General features: G+C 34.4%; 16 protein-coding genes. 4 read left to right on the top strand and 12 right to left on the bottom strand.

Features of this window, described 5'->3' with window-relative positions:
• Window positions 1–24: 24 nt before the first annotated feature.
• The 6 genes from ACKX2A_RS00690 to ACKX2A_RS00665 form a co-directional block, all read right to left on the bottom strand.
• Complete coding sequence (locus ACKX2A_RS00690) at window positions 25–792, bottom strand: class I SAM-dependent methyltransferase (RefSeq protein WP_415327100.1); 768 nt, start codon at window positions 790–792, stop codon at window positions 25–27.
• Window positions 792–1601, bottom strand: a complete 810-nt coding sequence (gene map, locus ACKX2A_RS00685; RefSeq protein ID WP_415327099.1) for a type I methionyl aminopeptidase — start codon at window positions 1599–1601, stop codon at window positions 792–794. Before map ends, ACKX2A_RS00690 begins: the two co-directional genes overlap by 1 nt.
• Before the next feature lie 91 nt (window positions 1602–1692).
• Window positions 1693–2124 carry a BT0820 family HAD-type phosphatase gene (locus ACKX2A_RS00680; RefSeq protein WP_415327098.1) on the bottom strand — a complete coding sequence of 144 codons (432 nt, stop codon included), beginning with the start codon at window positions 2122–2124 and terminating at the stop codon, window positions 1693–1695.
• A 90-nt stretch (window positions 2125–2214) separates the two neighbouring features.
• The gene (locus tag ACKX2A_RS00675; protein ID WP_415327097.1) at window positions 2215–3195 is read right to left on the bottom strand and encodes an acyl-ACP desaturase; all 981 of its coding nucleotides are present in this window, start codon (window positions 3193–3195) and stop codon (window positions 2215–2217) included.
• A 709-nt stretch (window positions 3196–3904) separates the two neighbouring features.
• Complete coding sequence (gpmI, locus tag ACKX2A_RS00670) at window positions 3905–5446, bottom strand: 2,3-bisphosphoglycerate-independent phosphoglycerate mutase (RefSeq protein ID WP_415327096.1); 1542 nt, start codon at window positions 5444–5446, stop codon at window positions 3905–3907.
• Between the two features lie 330 nt (window positions 5447–5776).
• Entirely contained in the window at window positions 5777–7015 is a 1239-nt protein-coding gene (locus tag ACKX2A_RS00665; protein WP_415327095.1) for a DUF2268 domain-containing putative Zn-dependent protease, read from the bottom strand.
• Between the two features lie 238 nt (window positions 7016–7253).
• On the opposite strand from ACKX2A_RS00665, the gene ACKX2A_RS00660 reads away from it, so the two are divergent.
• Complete coding sequence (locus ACKX2A_RS00660) at window positions 7254–7577, top strand: translation initiation factor (protein WP_415327094.1); 324 nt, start codon at window positions 7254–7256, stop codon at window positions 7575–7577.
• A gap of 154 nt (window positions 7578–7731) precedes the next feature.
• On the opposite strand, the gene ACKX2A_RS00655 is transcribed toward ACKX2A_RS00660, so the two are convergent.
• From ACKX2A_RS00655 to ACKX2A_RS00645, 3 genes are all read right to left on the bottom strand, one after another.
• The gene (locus ACKX2A_RS00655; protein WP_415327093.1) at window positions 7732–8631 is read right to left on the bottom strand and encodes a leucine-rich repeat domain-containing protein; all 900 of its coding nucleotides are present in this window, start codon (window positions 8629–8631) and stop codon (window positions 7732–7734) included.
• Between the two features lie 58 nt (window positions 8632–8689).
• Window positions 8690–10834, bottom strand: coding sequence for a PhoX family protein (locus tag ACKX2A_RS00650; RefSeq protein WP_415327092.1), 2145 nt, complete (start codon window positions 10832–10834; stop codon window positions 8690–8692).
• A gap of 621 nt (window positions 10835–11455) precedes the next feature.
• Window positions 11456–13282: a cytochrome-c peroxidase gene (locus tag ACKX2A_RS00645; protein ID WP_415327091.1), complete on the bottom strand. Its 1827-nt coding sequence runs from the start codon at window positions 13280–13282 to the stop codon at window positions 11456–11458.
• Window positions 13283–13539: 257 nt separating this feature from the next.
• On the opposite strand from ACKX2A_RS00645, the gene ACKX2A_RS00640 reads away from it, so the two are divergent.
• The gene (locus tag ACKX2A_RS00640; RefSeq protein WP_415327090.1) at window positions 13540–14394 is read left to right on the top strand and encodes a nucleoside phosphorylase; all 855 of its coding nucleotides are present in this window, start codon (window positions 13540–13542) and stop codon (window positions 14392–14394) included.
• A 207-nt stretch (window positions 14395–14601) separates the two neighbouring features.
• Here the strand turns inward: ACKX2A_RS00640 and ACKX2A_RS00635 are convergent, their stop codons facing one another.
• Window positions 14602–15975 carry a hypothetical protein gene (locus ACKX2A_RS00635; protein ID WP_415327089.1) on the bottom strand — a complete coding sequence of 458 codons (1374 nt, stop codon included), beginning with the start codon at window positions 15973–15975 and terminating at the stop codon, window positions 14602–14604.
• Window positions 15976–16710: 735 nt separating this feature from the next.
• On the opposite strand from ACKX2A_RS00635, the gene ACKX2A_RS00630 reads away from it, so the two are divergent.
• Both ACKX2A_RS00630 and ACKX2A_RS00625 read left to right on the top strand, forming a co-directional pair.
• Window positions 16711–17010 (top strand): hypothetical protein, encoded by a 300-nt coding sequence (locus ACKX2A_RS00630; RefSeq protein WP_415327088.1) that lies wholly within the window; start codon window positions 16711–16713, stop codon window positions 17008–17010.
• 123 nt (window positions 17011–17133) lie between these two features.
• Window positions 17134–17943: an enoyl-ACP reductase gene (locus ACKX2A_RS00625; protein WP_415327087.1), complete on the top strand. Its 810-nt coding sequence runs from the start codon at window positions 17134–17136 to the stop codon at window positions 17941–17943.
• 377 nt (window positions 17944–18320) lie between these two features.
• Here ACKX2A_RS00625 and ACKX2A_RS00620 read toward each other — a convergent pair whose 3' ends face one another.
• Together ACKX2A_RS00620 and ACKX2A_RS00615 are read right to left on the bottom strand one after the other, a co-directional pair.
• Window positions 18321–19760: a glycoside hydrolase family 30 protein gene (locus ACKX2A_RS00620; RefSeq protein ID WP_415327086.1), complete on the bottom strand. Its 1440-nt coding sequence runs from the start codon at window positions 19758–19760 to the stop codon at window positions 18321–18323.
• Between the two features lie 75 nt (window positions 19761–19835).
• Window positions 19836–20639 carry a family 16 glycosylhydrolase gene (locus tag ACKX2A_RS00615; RefSeq protein ID WP_415327085.1) on the bottom strand — a complete coding sequence of 268 codons (804 nt, stop codon included), beginning with the start codon at window positions 20637–20639 and terminating at the stop codon, window positions 19836–19838.
• Window positions 20640–20763 lie beyond the last annotated feature (124 nt).

Below are 20763 nucleotides of genomic sequence, written 5' to 3'. Positions count from 1 at the left end.
GTCTCCAAATTAGAGACGGTTTTCTTATTTTTTATAAACGACAGGAAGGATTTCGTTTTTCCTTAACCCGTATTTTTTTATTTCTTCTTCCGTGAATTCCTGCGAATAGAAATTGATATCTGTTTCGAAACCAGCATTTTTTAATCGATCAAAATAATCCATTCCGTACCAGCGAACGTGATCGTATTGTCCAAAATGTTTCTGACGTTCTTTTGGATCTTTAATCGTAAAATCTTCATAAGTTTTTTCCAAAGAATTTTTCATGGGAACTTGTAAAATTCCCCATCCTCCGGGTTTCAAAACTCTAAATAATTCACTCATCGCTTTTGTATCGTCTTCGATATGTTCTAAAACATGGTTACAGAATACAATATCAAAACTTTCATCGGCAAAAGGTAAATCCAAAATATCTGCTTTTACATCCACAATTGGCGAAAACAAATCGGCTGAAATATAATCCAGATTCTTCATCCTTTTGAATTTACGAAGAAATTCCTGTTCGGGAGCGATGTGTAAAACTTTATAATTTTTAATAAAAAAATCAGTTTCATTTTGAAGATACAGCCACATCTGGCGGTGTCTTTCCAGGCTTAAAGTTCCGGGTGACAAAGCATTTTCGCGTTGATTTCCGTATCCGTAAGGAAGAAATTTTCGGTAAGATCTTCCATCAATCGGATCAAAGAAATTGTCTCCTTTAAAAAACTGATAAATAAGCGGTCGCGCCCAAATACTCATTTTAATAAGCATTGGACGTGGAATTTTATTTAGTAAAAGTTTAGTGACTTTTTTCATTAAAAATCCAATTGGAAAGGCTTTTCTTCATCTGTTACAATACCCAAAGCATCGTAAATATATTGGAAAGTTGAAAGCAAAACAGGTTTACCATTATAGACTGCAACATCGTGCTCAAAATGTGCAGAAGGCTGATTATCAAGCGTTGTCACCGTCCAGCCATCATTGTGAAATTTTACTTTTTCTGTTCCAAGGTTAATCATTGGCTCGATAGCAATCGTTAAACCATCTTTAATTACCTTACCACTTCCCTGTCTTCCGTAGTTTGGAACTTGTGGATCTTCGTGCATTTGTCTACCAACTCCGTGCCCAACAAGCTCTTTTACAACACCATATCCTTCTTTTTCGCAGTGAGATTGAATTGCATGAGAAATATCTCCGATTCTCTTTCCTCTGATACACTGTTCGATACCTTTGTAAAGAGATTCTTTAGCAACTTTCAATAATTTTTTCGTTTCCGGTTTCACCTCACCGATTTCGAAAGTATAAGCGTGATCCCCTACAAATCCGTTTAAAATAGCTCCGCAATCTACAGAAAGCACATCGCCTTCCTTGATTTCTTCCTTGCTTGGAAAACCGTGAACCACTTGCTCATTCGGAGAAATACATAGTGAATAAGGAAAACCTCCATATCCAAGGAATGCAGGTTCTGCACCATGATCTTTGATAAAATCGTGTGCCAGTTTATCTAAATATAAGGTAGTAATCCCCGGTTTGATCTCTTTTGCCAACATTCCTAATGTTCTCGAAACCAAACGAGCACTTTCCTTCATAAGACGAAGTTCGTCTATTGTTTTTAATTGAATCATTGTTCTAATTTACCAATGTATTAGTGTATCAATGTAACAATATTAATGAATTGGTAAATTGCTACATCGTTAAATTGTTACATTAATTATTCTACCAGAATAATCCTTTTTTCTTTTCTTTTTTAAGTTTAGAATATGCCAAAACTTCTTTTCCTTCCACACGAAATTCTATTCTTTCCTGAATAATGTTGTAGATCTCGCCCCAACCTGGGAATCCACCCAAATTTCTGTCATCGATAAACCAGTCTGCATCTAATTTTCTTGATTGATTTTCAGCATCGAAAACCTCTCCTTCAAAACTAGAATTTACGGCATAAAATTCAATACCGTTTTGTTTGCAGAATTCTACGGCTTCATCCAACGTTTTTCCGTGTCTGTACGTCCACAAAATAAGTCTGTAGCCTTCCGCCTGAAGTCTTCTTAATGTTTCAAATGCAAAAATTTTGGCTTTCCCAATTGCCGGATAAGCGTCGTCAACGATCGTCCCATCGAAGTCTACAGCAATTTTCTTATTATTCATCATTATTTATGATTTAGAAGTGCAAAGATACAAAATAAAAAGAGTGCCAAAAAACTTAGCACTCTTACTTTATCATTTAATTATAATTTATAACTAACTTTTCACCCATTTGAACTCGAATTGCAAATCCGGAGTTGAAATTCGGTCGGTGATTTTCTGTAATCTTCCCGGTAATTTCATTAAATATTCCTGAGCCTTTTCAGCTTTTTCGGTAAGACCTTTTACATGTTCGATTTTCCATTCGTCTAAAAGATCTTTCAAAATGTTGATATAGTCTTGTCCTGTGTAAACCATACATCTCTGAGCTGCATCCGAAAAATGTCCCCAAAGCTCACCCGCCATTTGACCAGATTGTCTCATCATGTGAGCAGGCATTACGATCTTTTTACGCATCATATCTTCAAATGCAAGGATCATTTCCGAAGGATCGATTTCTAAAATTTTTGCTACGAAATGTTTGTAGGCTTTTGCGTGTCTTGCTTCATCTGCGGCAATTACACCACACATTTTTGCCAATTTCCCGTTTCCGGTTTGTTTTGCTAATGTACCTACTCTTCTGTGAGAAATATTAGTCGCTGTTTCCTGAAAACTTGTATAGATAAAGTTTCTGTAAGGATCCATACTTGTTCCTAAATCGAAACCATCGTTAATCAAATATTGAGTCGTGATCTCCATTTCTCTCATATTCACTCTTCCACACAAATAAAGATATTTGCCTAAAAGATCTCCGTGCCTGTTTTCTTCACCCGTCCAGGCTCTTACCCAGCTTGCCCAACCTGGTTCTGTTTTTTCCTGATCGATACCATCAACACCCATTAACCACGATTCGTAAGATGGCAATGCTTCTTCGGTAATACAGTCGCCAATTAGAGTCACGAATAAATCATAAGGCATTTCACGCGCAAAAGTCTGAATTTCTTCTAAATCATATTTAAAATTCTCGCTGGATGGATCCGGAAGGTAATCGGAAGGTTGCCAGATTTTCTCGATAGGCGTTAAAAATTTTTCGAGAAAAGAACCTACTTCCTTTTCCAATATTCCCATTACTTCTTTCCTTACGAGCTTTTGATACATTTTTAGAATTTAGAATTAAACAGCAAAGTTAAAATTTTTATTATTATTTACGACATAATAATTTGTTAATTATTCTGATATTAATCATAAATATGCCGCTATTTAAATTATAACGGCATATTTGTTTTAATATTTTGAATTAAACTCTGAATTGTTTTTAAACCCTTTTTTACTGGAATTAATCTTGAACTTGTTTTAAACGCAAAGTTCACTAAGATTTTTCTTAACTACTATTCTTCTTTAAGTTCGCAAAGGCGTTTCACTTAAATAAGACCTCGAAGGTTTATTTACAGATTTTAAATTCTTTTTTCTTTTATATCTTTATAAATTGATAATTAATCTTAAACCTGTTTTTAAACGCAAAGTTCACTAAGATTTTTTTTAACTACTATTCTTTTTTAAGTTCGCAAAGACGTTTCACTTAACTAAGATCTCAAAGATTTTTTTCTACTCTCTTTCATCTTAATTTCTATTTTCAAAGTTTGTCATGCTGAAAGCATCCAAACTTGGTGTTAGAAAAATTATGGAAAGATTCGTGTCTAGATGCTTTCAGCATGACAAATGTTGTGAATATTTTCCTTAACGCCTGATGTAGATCACCTCACCCTAGCCCCGATTGCAACGGCATCCTTTTGTGCAGCGAAGCGGAGCAAAAGATACAGTGGAAAGCGGGAAAAAGCTTCTAAAAAAATTACATAAGTTTAAAATTTTAGCTAACTAAAATATCTCCTGTCATTACCTCTGGAGCTTCTATTCCCATTACTTTTAAAATAGTCGGAGCAACATCACCTAATTTACCAGGCTTCAAATTCCATGTGTGGTCTTTATCCATCACGATGAAAGGAACAAGGTTTGTGGAATGTTGTGTATTCGGCGTTCCGTCCGGATTAATCATAACGTCTGAGTTTCCGTGGTCTGCTAAAATGAAGACCGCATAACCATTATCGTAAGCTGTTGTTGCTACCTTTTCGATACAGCTGTCAACAACTTCCGCCGCTTTTACTGCTGCTGAGAAAACACCTGTATGACCGACCATATCTGTATTTGCAAAATTTAAACAAACAAAATCTGCTGTTCCGTTTTGCAATTCCGGAACGATGGCGTTTGTAATGTCGTAAGCTGACATTTCAGGCTTTAAATCGTATGTCGGAACGTCTTTCGGACTTGGGCAAAGCAATCTTTTTTCACCAATAAATTCTTCTTCACGACCCCCTGAAAAGAAGAATGTAACGTGAGGATATTTTTCTGTTTCCGCTATTCTGATCTGCGTTTTATGATTTCTTTCTAAAATTTCGCCCATCGTTTCGTGTAAAACTTCTTCATCGAAAACAACGTGAACGTTTTGGAAAGTTTTATCATAGTTGGTTAAAGTAACATAATAAAGATTCAGTTTTCTCATGAAAAACTCCGGGAAATCCTGCTGAGAAAGCACTTCTGTAATTTCACGACCTCTGTCTGTACGGAAATTGAAACAGATAACCACATCATTATCAACGATCTTGGCAACCGGAACTACATTTCCTATTTGCGTAGAATCGACCATGATGATCGGCTTAATGAACTCATCCGTCACATTGCTATCGTAAGATTTCTGGATTGAAGCCAAAGCATCTGTCGACTGCTCTCCAACGCCTTCTACCATCGCATCATAAGCCAATTTCACACGCTCCCATCTTTTATCTCTGTCCATCGCGTAATATCTGCCGACAATTGTTGCCAGTTTACCAACAGTTTTCGACATATGATCCTGAAGCTCTTCGATGAAACCTTTTCCTGAAAGCGGATCGCAGTCGCGTCCATCTGTAAATGCATGAACGAAAACATTTTCTTCCAATCCAAATTCATGAGCAGCCGTTAAAAGACCTTTTAAATGATTGATATGTGAATGCACTCCTCCATTGGAAACCAAACCGATAAAGTGCACTTTTTTATTCTCTCTCTTAGCATATTCGAAAGCGTCCTGAATAATTTTTTGCTGTCCTAGTGATCCGTTTTCAACAGCCATATTCAGCTTTACAAGGTTTTGGTATACTACTCTTCCCGCTCCCAGATTCATATGTCCAACTTCGGAATTTCCCATTTGCCCGGCCGGTAAACCTACCGCCAAACCACTGGCTTCAAGTGTTGTGTGAGGAAAATTCTTAAGGCAGTTATCTATAAAAGGAGTGTTTGCTTTATCTAGTGCTGAAACGTCCGGATTCATTCCCAATCCCCATCCGTCAAGGATCGCTAATATTGCTTTTTTCGACATTATGTATAAACTTTTGTTATACAAATTTATTTATTTTGAAATGAATGGAAGAATTGAGGGACTTAAATTTTGTTTAAAATTTAATAAATCTTCATTTCTTTTCTCTCGCTGATTTTGCTGATTGCGCAGTTTTTTTTTAAACTTTGATGATGTTTTTTAAACGCAAAGTGCGCTAAGATTTTTTGACTACTATGCTTTTTTAAGTTCGCAAAGGCGTTTCACTTAACTGAGATCGCTAAGATTTTTCTTTCTGTTTAAATTATAAAAATATAAACGGAATAATTGTAAACTTCCATCATCCAACTTCAAACTTCCAGCCTTAAATTTTCCCTAATTCTTAAACCAATTATTAATCGTATAAGAGATTTTCTTTGATTTTACTTTATCTATCGTGATGTTGTTTCCTTTTTCTATTCCTTTAACATTGGCTTCCTGATTCCAGTTTCCTTTGGTGAATTTTAATTGTGCAGGGAAATGTATTTTTAAAGTAAGTGTTCTTTCAAAATCGCTTTTTTTATCCATTTTTATGGTTGATGCATTCCAATTTCCTAATTCTTTTTGATTTCCTGCGATATAAACCTCATCATCTTTGTCCGGAACATTTACTACAAAAGTAACTTCAGAAGGCTCACCCGAAAACTCACTGAAAAAATCTTCGTATTTCAAATTCTTTTCTTTTGCGTATTGCTGAATATAGGAATTAAGAAATCCGCTTTCTTTTAAAAATAAAAATGGATCTTCAATATTTAAAATATCATATACAGCCTTTTGCTTATCAGTCTGTTTATTGAAATAGGCTTCACAGATTTTATATCCGATCCAATATCCCAAATCATTGGGTCTGTCATCTTTTTTGGAAGTCCAGTAGAACCAGTCGCCGAAATCTTCACTCTTGTAACGGGTCACAAATTCTTTACAGAGCTGATCCAAATGTGCTTCACCATATTGAAAAGCTTTCGTATTCATCGGTTCACCAGAAACAAATTCTCCGATAAAATCTGCTCCGCCTTCTGTTACTGCTTGTTTTAACAAATTATTACCGCCTTTATTGTTTTGCTGATAATGAATCATCTCATGAACAACAAGTGCTACAACACCATCCAGATTTTTAAATAGCTCGGTTCCGATTGAAATTCCTTCGCTGGAAGAATTTCCACCTGTGTTCATTCTCCCGTAAACGAAATATACTGTTGGAAATTTTGCTTGAGGATACCAATATTTTAAAGCGCTATAAGATGATTTTAATTTTTTATCTATAGATTTAATTCCATTTAAGGTATTTCTGGTTTTCAGATATTCTTCTTTATTTTTTTTCACCGTTGCATACAAAGAATCTGGGTTGATGATACGATGTTTTATGAATGACTGAACTCCGGGTGAACCATTGTTAATATACTCTGTAAAAGGATTCGTTGTGGAAGTTTCCATTTTATCGAAGGCTTTCCAGAAATTTTGTGCATCTTTTGTTTCTATAACAGCTTGTAAAGGATCTTCTGTAAATTGTTGAGCGCTTATTGTTCCGAAAGTTAATAAAGCAATTGCTACAAATTGGTTGGTTAATAGTTTCATGTTTGGTGTGAAAAAAGTTTTTTAATTAACGTTTAAAAATAGAAAAATGTTGTAATCTTTTTATTTTTTTGTTGGAAAATCGTAAAGACACTAAGATTTTTTGAATATCTTTTGCTTTAAGACGCAAGGATTTTATCTGCGATAAAATTTAAAACTGTAAAAATATTTTTATGTCTAAAATCTTGCGCATTCGATTTTTCAACAAAAAGTTTTACTGAAATTTTATTAATTTTGTTTTATGGATTTAAGAGATCAATTGAAAAACCTTTTTCCTGATCATGAGGAGCAGGATTTTGAGATGCCTGAAGAACAATTCAAGCAGAAAGAACCTTTGGTGTGCAAATTTGAGAAAAAAGGCAGAAACGGAAAACCTGTAACCATTGTTGAAGGTTGGGAAGGAGGTGAGGAAGATTTGAAGAAAATCTCAAAGAAAATAAAAACCACCTTAGGAATCGGCGGTTCTGAAAAAGATGGAACGATCATCATTCAAGGAGATAATCGTGATAAGATCATGGATATCCTTAAAGAAATGGGTTATAAAACAAAAAGAGTTGGTGGATAAATTTCTACCGCAAAAGAGACAAAAGATTAATACTTAAGTTTTTAAAAATCTTTGATTTTTACTCTTTTGCAAATTTTTGATTTCTCCTATTTAAAAGTAAATTTTAAAACCCAATAGGAACTTTTGTGTCTTTTGTGGTTAAATTAAAACGATTTTAGAAATAAATCTGCGTTTGCGGCATCATTTCTTTTAATTTTTCAATGGTTGATTTTTCTATTGGATTGCCCGTTAATATTAGTGTTTTAAGATTTTTCAATTGTGAAAATTCGGTTGGAAGATCTTTTAAATCATTATTTGCCAAATTCATACTAACCACATTTTTCAAGCCTTTTACTTTTGGCGAAATCTCTTTGATGTGGTTCTGACTAACATTTAAAAACTCCAGACTCTTCGACTGAAAAAGATCTTCAGGAAGTTTTGAAATTTCATTTTGCTGTAATTCAAGATATTTTAATTGTTTCGGAAATTCTAAGTTTCCTAAGTCTTTGATTTGGTTTGAAGCCAGATTTAATGATTTTAAATTTTTAATTTTATCTAAATCTTTCGCAATAAAACTAATCTGGTTTCCCTGCAAGTTAATTTCTTCCAGACTCGGAATCTGCATCAATGCTTCCGGAAAAACATTTAAGTTATTGGCATCAAGGTGAATAACTTTTAATTTCTGAAGTTTTCCAATGTTGGGATTTACGCTTTTTAATTCATTTAAATTAATCGAAAAACTTTCCAATTTTTGCAATTCTGCAATTTCGTCGGGAATGTATTTGATGCTGTTTTCGTTTACATTTAAAATCGTTAATTCCTTTAGTTTAAAAATAGATTCATCCATCTTCTCAAACTTATTTTCCATTAAATTCAGGAAGAAAATAGACTTCAATTGTTGAATTTCGCTCGGAAGGTTGAACATTACTTTCCCTCTGAAGCTCATGCTATAAACGGGCTGTCCGCTCTTCAGAGCATCATCAATATTGGTATACGTCGGATATTTTACAGGGTCTATCTGGGCTTTTGCCTGTGAAATAATTAAAATAGATATAGAAAAAAATAGTTTTCTCATAAACAAAAAAACTACCGATAACCTAATGATTACCGGCAGTAATGTAAATATTAATAGTTTATTTTTTCAAAAGTTTTACTGTCTGCTGGAATCCTCCTTCCGCTTCGATATTTAAAACCAATACTCTTGAAGCCTCAAGTTGCTTAGTGAAATCTAAATCCAAAGATTTGTTTGTTCCTGAGTATTTCTGAGTGAAAACGATTTTGCCGTCGATGCTGTAAGCCGTTACCACAATGTTTTTCAATCCTTTTGGAGCGTTGATCTTCACCAATCCGGAAGTTGGATTCGGAGCAACTGTAACTGTAGCTTCTGTGTGAGCATCAATTGTTCCTAATGTTCCTGTTGTTCCTAAATTATTTTTAAGAGCCACAACGATCGTTGCAGATTTCCCTCTGTAGTCGATTGTGTTTCCAGTTGCGTCAACATCCGTAGAAATTGTTCCATCCGGGTGCTGGATAGAGAAGAATCCGAATTTGTGATCCGGCGTGAATGTAAGACCAGTCGGCTCAGATCCTGCTGGCATCGAAGCAAATAATTTCACTTTCGGATTTGCCTGAGTATGATCCGGAGCAATTACCCAAATGTAGTTTTTACCACCATCCTGAAGAACCCAAAGGTTTCCAAGCTCGTCGAAAGTAAGGTTGTCGTTTCCGTCTCCCCAAGCTTCTGTTTTTGTTCCCTGAGCTGTGTCGAAAGAATAGTTTGTTGTAAGACCTCCAACGAAAGTTTCAACGTTTGAAGCAGTCATTCCGTTATCCTGAAGTCTGTAAACTTTATTTAAACCTTTTGCAGTAAAGTAAATTTTACCATCAAGCGGACTGATATCAACATCCTCAATTCCATTGAAAGAAGTTCCACCAAGAGATTGTGCTAAAGTTGTAGTATTATTTTGGTCAGCTTTTGTTTTGTTAGGAACCTGAATCCAAGTTGCAGTTGTAGCAACAGGGTCTCCTCCACTTAACCCTTGATCTAGTTTTAAAACATAAAGATTTCCAGAAGAAAGGTTATTTGGAGTATCCATCACATATTTGTAAACCATGTGCGTTCCACCGTCTTCACCGTAATAAGCGATTGTTCCCGCATTATTTACCACTACGTTTTCGTGGTTCATAATACCCATTTGCCACAATTTTCCTTTGGAGCCGTCAGCATTTTGAGAAATAACCTGAGCTGTTGCAGGATCGATTTCTACCAACCAACCGTAATCTTTCATTCCATCTGCATTTACATCGCTCGAAGTCGTTTGTTCTTCAGCAGTAACCACAGTTCCCCACGGAGTAATACCTCCAGAACAGTTTCTGATTGTCTGAACTAAACTTGGAGCTGAAAAACTTACCGCTCTGGATTTTGTTAACTGCCAAAGTTTTGTTGTAGCGTTGTAATTAACTTCCGCCATTGTAACTCCACCAGGATTCGTTTCGTGGTTTACAGAAAGATATCCGTTTGTAGCGCTTCCATTTTTCGGAACGTAAGCTGTAAAGTCGTTCTGTCCTCCAACTAAACCTCCTCCTTCTGTATAATTATCACCTTCTTTAAGGATTAATTGATATTTATGTTCAGCAGGAATGATTAATTTATTAGTCTGAGCCGTTGGAACAATTGAAGTGAAGCAGCTGATATGAGCAGCGTTACAAGGAACCGGCGTTGTTGTAGTTGTCGTTTTAAGATAAGCATCAATTCTTAAATCAGAACTTGCAGCCCCTCTGTTGTGCAATTCGATAGAAATTCTGTTGTTTCCGTTAACGAATTTAGTTTTTGGAATAGAGAAAACGTTATAAACACTTTCTGCTGCACCATCGATTGTCGTGCTAGACCAAGTATTAAAATCTATCGTTCCTACAGGCATATTGTCTCTTACAACCTCTTCACCATTAAGATAAACAACGATTCCGTCGTCTCTCATGATTCCCAATTCCATCGTAGAAGAAAGGTCATTTAAGTTTACTGTAAAATCTTTTGCAAAATAAGCTGTTACAAGACCTGTAGCCGTAGTAGTTGTCACAGGATCACCGTAACCAAGAGGTCCGTTTCCTTGAGACCAGGCAGAAACATCATAAGCAGTATCTTTCCACTGAGCGGCCAAAGCTGTATTGCTGTCATTGTATTTCCAAGCAGAATTTTTGTTGAAAACAAATGTCTGTGCATTCAAAAATGAACCGGTTAGCATTGCAAGAGCTGCAACTGTTAGTAGTTTTCTTTTCATTTTAAATTTCGATTTATTAGACTCTGCAAAACTATCAGATTGTCACGAAGCCCCTGTTAATAGGATTTTAAATAAATCTTGACAAATATTAATTAATAGAAAACCGAATGTTAATTAAATTAATTTTATGTTAAATTAAAAAAATATTAAAATTTTGAATTTGAATTTTTTGCATTGCAATTTTTAGTTGTATTTGTCATTCCGTAGAAATCTATACTCGATTCTTTTGAATATTATTTTCTAATACTATACTTAGATTCCTACCGGAATGACAAACTGTGTGGAAATCTTTCGCGAAACTATCCTTGTCAAGGCTTGAACCTTGACAAGGATTATGAAAACAAATTCATATGTAATAATAAAAAGCCTAAATCAAAAATTGAAATGTAGACTACAATTCTTGTTGGAAAAACACAAAGGCACTAAGATTTTTTAAATGTACTCTGCTTTAAGACACAAGGATTTTATCTTTGATAAAATTTAAGACTGAATAACTTTTTGAAAATCTTTGATTTCCTTGTGCCTTAAATCATTTTAAATTATAAAAAAAATCTTAGTGCCTTTGTGTTTTTCCAACAAAAGAAAATTCACAAGCGAAGCAAATTGACAATTTACAGTTGACTACTTCCTGCTTACATCCGTCAAAGAATTCAGGAAAGCAATAATCTGCTTGATTTCCGGTTGTGTTAAATTCAGTTTATCTGGAGCCAAAGTTTGGTTTTTCACTTTTAAGCCAAGACCTTCTCCTCCACCTTCATTGTAAAAATCCAGAACTTCTTCAAGCGTGTTGAAAGCTCCATTATGGAAATAAGGTTTCGTTAAAGCAATATTTCTCACCGTAACCGTTTTGAATGAATTTTCATAGATCCATGAGTTTTCCTTTTTTACAGGGCTGTTTACTCTTCCTCTATCCGCATCCAGTTCCAAAGGTTTTTGGCTGATTGGCTTTGTTGTAATTCCTAACACTTCAGATTCATTTTCATTAAAAAATGGCGGAACTAATCCTGAAAAGTTTGGGGCAAAATGACATGTCGCGCAATTCGCCTTTCCCATGAATAAATTAAACCCTTTCTTCACATCCGATGAAATTTCTTTTTCATTTCTCATGAATTTATCAAAATCACTTTCATAAGAATATAAAGAAGCAACATAAGAACTCAATGCTTTAGAAAAATTTTCTTTGCTGATGTTTCCGTCTTTGAAAGCTTTCTTAAAAGCCTTTCTGTATTCAGGTTTTGTTTTTAATTTTTTAATGATGCTTTCATAACTTGTATTGAATTCATCTTCGTTGTAAATAACGTGCTCAGCTTGTTGTTCAAGATAAAAAGCCCTTAAATCGTAGAAAAATCTTTTCGCAAAAACAGCATTATATAAGGAGGGAGAATTTCTCAGTACCGTTTTTCCCTCAACATTACTTTGAGATTTTGTTTTTAAATCTGTAAATGCATTTTCAGGTAAATGACAGGTTGCACAGCTCATTTTTCCGTTATCACTCAAATTTTGATCGTAAAAAATTTCTTTTCCTAATTTCCTCAAATCAACATTATCCTCATCTTTTTTTAATAAAGTATAAAAATAAGGATCCAAGAAATCACTGCTGAAAAGGTTTTTATTATTCACATTCCAGCCGGAAAATTCTTTCAAATCATCACTTCTTCCATCCCACTTTCCTAATTCTTCATACAAAGGCTGAATATATTTTTTGTAGAATTCTATTCTGTCAAAAGTTTCAAAGTCTGTATTTTTTGCTAAATAATCGATTCCTTCCATTAAAATCGCATTTGCTCTTTGGATACTATAATTTTTGAAATAAGGATCATCATTAATATATTTTTTCATTCCTAAAAAAGCATGGCTTGCTTCATCAGAAACATTCAACGAGCCTGGAGTATCGAAGCCTGTTACGCCCAAGCTGTATATTCTGATCAGTTCTATTCTTAATGGTAACGTTTTGTTATTTCCTTTGCTTAAACCATTTTTAATTGAACTCAAATAAAAACTTGCGTAACTATTGTATAAATAAGTCGTAATTGTTTTGATTTCTTCTTTTTGTTCGGTCGCTTCATCAGAAAAAATCAGTTCGTCTAAAACTTGTAAACCTTCTGGAGGAAGCGTGTAAGCTTTTGTTCCTGCTGCCTCAATATGAAATAAAGGAGCTGCATTAAGCTTAGATTTTGTAAATTCAGGGTAATGATAAGCCACGTAAAATTCGATTTCTTTGAAAGAATTTCTTGTATTTTTTAAAGATTCCTGAAGCTGTCCGAGAGAAATTTTATCTTCTGAAAACTGGTAAGCATCCGATTTTAGTTGATCTAATTTACTTTTAAAATCAGTTAAACCTTTGTTAACCATCGTACTTTCGCTTTCAATTCCTTTATCAACAGGATTAAAAGACATCACAGCGAAACCAATCAACAGAACAATAATAGCTAAAGGATAAAATCTCATTAAATTTTTTCGCAAAACTATTGATACAGCACCAATCCAACGTTACATCAATTTTAATTTTGAATTAAGTTATGTTTACATTTATTTAAAGTATTTTTTATTAATTTTAAACCCCAAAATCAATTCATTGCTGCAAATACAGCCGATTTTCTTTTTCGGCTGCGTTTTAAAATAATGAAGATGGATATTGGGGAAGGATTTTAAAACTGATTTTTACAAATCACAATTTTCATTTTAAACTATAAAAAAACATACTTATGCTAAATAAACTTGCTGCTTCCGAGCTCGTTCTGAACGATGACGGAAGTGTTTATCATTTAAACCTTTTACCTGAAGATATTGCTGAAAAAATTATTCTTGTAGGTGATCCGGATCGTGTTCCGAAGGTTTCACAATATTTTGATAAAGTAGAAATCAAGAAAAATAAAAGAGAATTTTACACGCATACAGGAACTTTACGAGGTGAAAGAATCACCGTAATGTCAACCGGAATTGGTACTGAAAACATTGATATCGTAATGAATGAGCTTGATGCTCTGGTAAACCTTGATCTTAAAAACAAAGAATTTAAGACAGATCATACCTCGCTACAATTATTCAGAATGGGAACTTGCGGGAGTGTGAATCCTGATGTTCAGGTTGATAACATGCTTGTGACTCAGAATGTCGTAGGTTTAGATGGATTGATGCATTTCTATCAGGATTATGAGTTTGAAAATGAGTTTTCTAAGAGCTTTTTAGACAAATTCCCTTATCCGAAAATCAAACCAATGTTGTATTTTGCAGATTGGGCGGAAGAATTGGGAGAATTGTATAAAGACGCAAAATACCACGGAAATACAGCAACTTTCCCCGGGTTTTATGCTCCACAAGGAAGACAGCTTCGTCTGAGAGCCGTTGATGATAAATTCTTAGAAACTTTAAATGACCTTGGTGTAACCAATTTCGAAATGGAGACGTCTGCCATTTATGCCTTATCTAAACTTTTAGGTCATAAAGCCATCACCGTGAATAATGTTATCGCCAACAGAAGACGTGGAGAATTCTCTGCGGATCATCATGCTTCCGAGAAGAATCTGATTACATGGGTTTTGGATAGAATTATTAAATAAAATATTTCAAAATAAACCTTCAAGGTTTTCAAAGCCTTGAAGGTTCAATTCAAATAAAAAAAGGATTTCATTTCTGAAAATCCTTCCCTATTATACCACTAAGATTTGTTGCGCAAGGTTTTAATGGTTTTTAATAACTTCTTTATATATAAATCCTAAAATATATTTGAAGTAACGTTCACACTTAATTATTTAATTCTAATTCTATTAAAATTCATTTACGGTAACATAGAAGTGCGAAGAATTCAAACTTTCTGCACCCGATGAAATATTCGTAAGGTTGATTGTAATATTTGATGTCGATGTCATTCTGGGATTAGAAATTGAGAAGGTAGAATTTCCTGCAAAATCTCCCGCCGGAGATACCACGATTGTTCCTCTAGTTGAGCTCGGAATAAGAGCCGGAGGAATGGTGATATTCATTGTTGTGGATTTTCCTGATGCCAGATTATTAATAGAAACACTAGGCCAAACCTCAAAACTGATTTGGTTTTTAGTCACTGTTCCTCTGTCTCCTAATTTATAAGCTCCGTTTACATCCAATTTTGCGGTTGTATTTGGTGTACTTGTTCCGATCCCCACATTTGCACTGCTATTTCCTAAAACAATTGCATTATATTGAGAAGTTGTTGCCTGATACCCAATTGCTGTAGAATTTTGCCCTGTTGCAGAAGCTCCTGAGCCAATTGCTGTTGAGTTTTGTCCATTTGTTAATGAACCATATCCTACCGCTGTTTCGCTGTTAGAATTTGTTTTTGCATTGTATCCCAAGGCAATCGATTGGTAACCTGCCGCCAAAGAATTATTTCCTAATGCAGATGATTCGTTAGCGGTTGTTTTTGCATTAAAACCTACCGCCGTCGACTGAAAGCCTGAAGCCGTAGAATTGTTTCCGATTGCGGAAGATTCATTTACCGTTACTTTAGAATTGTAGCCTAAAGCAAGTGAACGATATCCCGAAACATTAGATAATTCTCCGATACCGATAGATTCATTCTGGGTAACATTTGAATTATTTCCAATAGAAATTCCTTGATAAGCCGAGCTTGAAGTTCCTAAAGCAATTCCATTCTGAGCCGCATTTGCACCCACTCCGAAACTGATTGAATTATAAACTCCCAACCTTCCCATCACATTAGAATTCACTTTAAAAACCAAATCATCCAAAGTAGATGTTCCTAAAGATAATGGTGTGTTTGCGCCACCATAATTTCCGGTATTATCACCTGTAGTTTTCCAACCTGTTGTAGAATTGGTACTCCCACCACCTCCTGAAGTAATTCCGTTTCCAGTGGCAGAAAGTGAATTCCATGTATTATTGTTCCAAAAATAGAATCCTGTTGTTGTAAGTCCTCCTGTTCCATTATTCCACACCAGAAGGCTATTCGCCGGCGAAGGAATAGTTGTCGCGTCTGATAATGAAGTTAAAGCTATGCTAGGAATTAGTAAACCTTTATTAGACGAATTAATCTGAAGCATTGCAGATTGATTCGGATTTGATATACCTATCCCTACTTGAGCGTAATAAATACTACTTAGAAAAATGAATAGTATTGATTGTAGAATTTTCTTTTTTTGCATCCCCGAGTTATTATTAGTTATAGTTTACTACGGCAAATATATAAATTTTTCAATAAATCGATATTTTTTTTGAATATTTTTCAATAACTATACTAAACAGTGAATAAATGCTTATTTAATCACTGTTTAATGAAAGAATCATTAAAATTAACAAATCGCTAAATCGCGGCCTGAGAAGGATATAATACGTATTTTAATTCTTACTTTAGTGGAATAAAATTTCACTTTTCACAAATAACTTCACATAAAAATGAATAAAATTTAATTTATCATTAATAAGTGAAACATTTAAAAAATATAAAATAACTCTACTTTTTGCATTTTTTAAAAAATCAACACATATTGATTTAATTTAATGTAAAAGTCTGAATATTAAAAACCTAAGTCGTATTCCTATTTTATATACACATATTTATCTGGAAAAAAACGGTGTTTTTTTGTCTTTTAAGGCTAATTTGAAGGAATGAATTTAAAAAAAGATTAAAAAAAAATTAATTTTTGTTAGAATTCTTTATTATTCTTTAAAATTACTTGATAGCATACTACAAACTGTTTATCTTCAAATAACATAATATGAGATTTTTTCTTAAAAATTCCTTTTTTGATTTCCATTTTAAATTAAGAAAACATTATTTAGAAAAGTATAACAAAAGTTTATGAAAAGTTTAACAGGCTTCTGAAATTTTAGGAATGGTTCTTGTTTATTTACTATCACACAACAAAATATTTAATATTATGAATAATTCAGAATACAACAAAGCTGAAAATGCAGTGAACAACACAGAAAATTCTTTGAAAAATACCGCAGATAAAGCAAAATGGAAAATTGAAGAATTAGCTGACAGAGCGAAAGATTATATCAACGAAAAAAGAGCCAATGATGAGGAAGCGCAGCAGGAAGACTGGTTTGATAAAGTAAAAAACAATGCGTCCGATGCTTGGGACGATATTAAAGATAAAGCAAACGAAGCCTGGGAAAAAACTAAGGACGCAGCAGAGGATGTAAAAGCAGAATGGAACAAGAAAACCAATTAAAAATTTCAGTCATATAAATATTTTCAAGAAAAACGGAGTCTTTTTACATAAGGCTCCGTTTTTTATTATGCTCTAAACACAAATTATTGCTACATTTGTAATATTAATAAACATTAAAAAATTATGTCATACGGTTTACTTAAAGGCAAAAAGGGAATTATTTTTGGAGCCCTTAATGAACAATCAATCGCATGGAAAGTTGCTGAAAGATGTCATGAAGAAGGTGCTGAATTTATCTTGTCTAATGCTCCTATTGCTTTGAGAATGGGAGAACTTAACGGTTTAGCAGAAAAAACAGGTTCTGAAGTTATCGGAGCAGATGCTACTTCTATCGAAGATCTTGAAAAACTTTTTGATGCTGCAGTTGCCAAATTTGGTAAAATCGATTTTATCCTTCACTCTATCGGAATGTCTATCAACGTAAGAAAAGGAAAACATTATACAGAAATGAACTATGACTGGTTGGAAAAAGGTTGGGATATCTCAGCAGTTTCTTTCCACAAAGTGATGAAAGTGGCTTATGAAAAAGACTGTATGAATGAATGGGGAAGTATTTTGGCGCTTACTTACATCGCTGCACAAAGAACATTCCCGGATTACAATGATATGTCTGACAACAAAGCATATTTGGAAAGTATCGCAAGAACTTTCGGAAGCTATTGGGGTGAAAGAAAAGTACGTGTAAATACAGTTTCTCAGTCTCCTACTCCAACTACTGCAGGTAGCGGTGTAAAAGGCTTCGGAGGTTTCCTTGGATATGCAGAAGATATGTCTCCACTAGGAAATGCTACAGCTCTTGAATGTGCAGATTACTGTGTAACTTTGTTCTCTGATCTTACGAAAAAAGTAACAATGCAGAATCTTTTCCATGATGGAGGTTTCAGCAGCTCTGGTGTTACTCAGAAGGTTATCAGCAAATATGATGTTGAATAATTAAATTACTCTCATAAATAATACAAAAACCGAGGCAATTGCTTCGGTTTTCTGTTTTTAATATTTTTAAAACTTTTTATTTGAAGCTTAATCCCGCTTTCCACTATATCTTTTGCTTCGCTTCGCTACACAAAAGGATGCCGTTGCAATCGGGGCTATGGTTTCCGATCGTATAATTAAACGCTAGGAAAATATTCATAGAGTTTGTCATTCCGTAGGAATCTAGACTCGAATTTTTCCACTATAATTTCTAAAAACTTCGCTTAGATTCCTACGGAATGACAAACTTTGAAAATAAAAAGTTTAATTCTAATAAAAACGAAATCGGCGGCATCTTCGATGCCGCCGATTCTTAAAAATAATCTTAAATATGAAGTCTATAAAATTACGGTCTGTATAGAGTGTGCCGGAGCATTTAATTTTGCAGACATCCCTTCAATCCAAAGGTTGGCGTTGATGTCTTTGTCGGAGTCATTCATGATGATCGTTACTAATTCTCCGTTTTCGTTCATGAATGAAGTTGCTGTAAGATCTGATGTATTTGCAGAACTTCCTACCCTTCTTGCATTTGGTTTTACAAATTTTGAAACCTGTCCGACATAATAATATTCATAAGTATAATGAACTTCGCCTGTTTTTGTATCAGCAATGATTGGTGCAAAACAGAAATTTCCAACGTGGTTTGGTCCGCCAGTTTCGTCCAAAAGAACGTTCCAGTCAGTCCATAATGATGTTCCTCTGTTGAAATCGTTAATCATATTTCGACCGTACAATTCTCCCAGACTTACATCTTCAATTCTTTCCATTTTAAACACCTCCTTACAGCCTTCTGTAAAAGCAAGGAATTTATCCGAGAAAGCTCTGTTGGTCTCCATCACGTTATCGAACAAATTCGTTCTGTTGTGCCAAACTTCATACCAGTGATACGCAATTCCCGAAGCATATTTTGAAACTTCAGGATCGCTCAGCGTTGTCGTTGCTCGTTGATACATTAAATCACGATTGTGATCCCAAATCATTACCTTTTTATCCTTAAATCCATTTTTCCAAAGCGTTGGTCCCAAATTATTTTTCAGGAAATTTCCTTCTTCTTCCGCCGTGTACATGCAAGATTCCCAGGTTTGTCTTGCCATGGCTTCATTTTGGATCGTCAATCCCCAAATGTTGATTCCTCTTTTTTCATATTCCTTGATGAATTTCACATAATAATCTGCCCAAGTCTGATAATATTGAGGTTCTAATTTTCCTCCATCCAACATATTTTTATTGGTTTTCATCCAAGCTGGTGGACTCCACGGAGAAAAATATAATTTAAAATTGTTTCCAATTGCTTTTTGAGCTTCCTTAATCATTGGAATTTTAAACTTCTCATCATGAGCAACATCAAATGATTTCAACGAAGTATCATTATCCTGAACATATGTATAAGAATCGCTCGAAAAATCACAAGAGTTCATATTCGTACGAACTACCGAATATCCCAATCCGTTTTTGCCATAATAAGCCTCGATAATTTCTTTCTGCTTATCCTTTGGCATTTTATAAAAAGTTTCGGCAGCAGCATCTGTGATGGCTCCACCAATTCCTATTAATTTCTGATATTTAAAATCGGGATCAACAAAAATACTAAGTTCATTTTCCTTCGGCTGATCGAATTTTTCGAATTTCACTGTTCCTTTATTCGCTAATTTTTCATTGGTTTTGGCATTGGTAAGAATTACTCTTCCTGTTTTTCCGGCATTTTTTTTCCAGTAATTTTGTGCATTTGCGTTGAAAGCCAGCCCAACAACAAAACAACTTACGATTAGTTTTTTCATTCTTTCTTCTTTCTATTTTATAATTGATCATCATGTTAAAAGCTTATTAACCTTCAACACTAAAAATTGTGTATTTTATTTATTTTGATACACTCTTACATAGTCTATATAATATTTCTGAGAAAAAATGCTGTCATCAATTCCCTCTTTTCCACCCCAAAATCCGCCAACTGCAAGATTTAAAATGATAAAATAAGGCTGATCAAAAGGCCATGCTTCATATGTTTTTTCTTTATTTTCATACGTGAAAAACTTTTGATCGTCGATATAAACATCAATCTTCTCAGGCGTCCAGTCCGCTTTATAAACATGGAACTTTTCGCTCAAATCTTTTACAATCAAAGTATCCGTTTTTTGAGTTCCGATTTTGTGATTGTATTTTTTTGTATGAACCGAAGCATGAACATAACCTTGATTAAATCCAACATGCTCCATGATATCCAATTCACCGTCATCCGGCCATTTCTTCATATTTTCGCTCATCATCCATATTGCAGGCCAGGTTCCGCGACCTTTTGGAAGTTTTGCACGAACCTCAACCGTACCGTACTGAAATGAAAATTTCCCTTTCGTTAAAAGTCTGGCTGAAGTATATTTATTCTTTTCCCAGTTTTCTTTTCTGGCTTCAATGATTAAATTTCCATTTTCGACTCTTGCATTTTCGAGACGGTTTTTAGTGTAAAACTGAGCTTCGTCATTTCCATAACCTCCACCTCCGACATCATAATTCCATTTGGAAGAATCTGGTAAACCTTTTCCGTTAAATTCATCATTCCAAATCAATTTTCTGCTTGAATCGGGTTTGTTTGAGGCACAACTCGAAACAGAAAAAAGTAATGTTCCGCCGAGTAAAATGGTGATGATGTTTTGGAGTTTCATGTTTGGAATTTTTGTTTTATACTGTTTTTAAACGCAAAGGTTTTATGAAAAATGCTGTTAATTATAAGGAGCAAAGATTTGAATCAATTTCATTGATTTTATGAAGCTGGCTTAATAAGCGACT

Origin of the sequence: Chryseobacterium sp. MMS23-Vi53 (assembly GCF_047651245.1) — a bacterium.
GTDB lineage: Bacteria > Bacteroidota > Bacteroidia > Flavobacteriales > Weeksellaceae > Chryseobacterium.
This window is presented reverse-complemented; position numbering and strand designations above follow the sequence as displayed.

What these genes read in the sequence shown, in the direction of transcription:
- ACKX2A_RS00660 (WP_415327094.1), top strand. Translation starts at nt 7,254, where the DNA reads ATGGATTTAAGAGATCAATTGAAAAACCTTTTTCCTGATCATGAGGAG.
- ACKX2A_RS00675 (WP_415327097.1), bottom strand. Translation starts at nt 3,195, where the DNA reads ATGTATCAAAAGCTCGTAAGGAAAGAAGTAATGGGAATATTGGAAAAG.
- ACKX2A_RS00650 (WP_415327092.1), bottom strand. Translation starts at nt 10,834, where the DNA reads ATGAAAAGAAAACTACTAACAGTTGCAGCTCTTGCAATGCTAACCGGT.
- ACKX2A_RS00640 (WP_415327090.1), top strand. Translation starts at nt 13,540, where the DNA reads ATGCTAAATAAACTTGCTGCTTCCGAGCTCGTTCTGAACGATGACGGA.
- ACKX2A_RS00645 (WP_415327091.1), bottom strand. Translation starts at nt 13,282, where the DNA reads ATGAGATTTTATCCTTTAGCTATTATTGTTCTGTTGATTGGTTTCGCT.
- map (WP_415327099.1), bottom strand. Translation starts at nt 1,601, where the DNA reads ATGATTCAATTAAAAACAATAGACGAACTTCGTCTTATGAAGGAAAGT.
- ACKX2A_RS00630 (WP_415327088.1), top strand. Translation starts at nt 16,711, where the DNA reads ATGAATAATTCAGAATACAACAAAGCTGAAAATGCAGTGAACAACACA.
- ACKX2A_RS00690 (WP_415327100.1), bottom strand. Translation starts at nt 792, where the DNA reads ATGAAAAAAGTCACTAAACTTTTACTAAATAAAATTCCACGTCCAATG.
- gpmI (WP_415327096.1), bottom strand. Translation starts at nt 5,446, where the DNA reads ATGTCGAAAAAAGCAATATTAGCGATCCTTGACGGATGGGGATTGGGA.
- ACKX2A_RS00655 (WP_415327093.1), bottom strand. Translation starts at nt 8,631, where the DNA reads ATGAGAAAACTATTTTTTTCTATATCTATTTTAATTATTTCACAGGCA.
- ACKX2A_RS00635 (WP_415327089.1), bottom strand. Translation starts at nt 15,975, where the DNA reads ATGCAAAAAAAGAAAATTCTACAATCAATACTATTCATTTTTCTAAGT.
- ACKX2A_RS00665 (WP_415327095.1), bottom strand. Translation starts at nt 7,015, where the DNA reads ATGAAACTATTAACCAACCAATTTGTAGCAATTGCTTTATTAACTTTC.
- ACKX2A_RS00615 (WP_415327085.1), bottom strand. Translation starts at nt 20,639, where the DNA reads ATGAAACTCCAAAACATCATCACCATTTTACTCGGCGGAACATTACTT.
- ACKX2A_RS00680 (WP_415327098.1), bottom strand. Translation starts at nt 2,124, where the DNA reads ATGATGAATAATAAGAAAATTGCTGTAGACTTCGATGGGACGATCGTT.
- ACKX2A_RS00620 (WP_415327086.1), bottom strand. Translation starts at nt 19,760, where the DNA reads ATGAAAAAACTAATCGTAAGTTGTTTTGTTGTTGGGCTGGCTTTCAAC.
- ACKX2A_RS00625 (WP_415327087.1), top strand. Translation starts at nt 17,134, where the DNA reads ATGTCATACGGTTTACTTAAAGGCAAAAAGGGAATTATTTTTGGAGCC.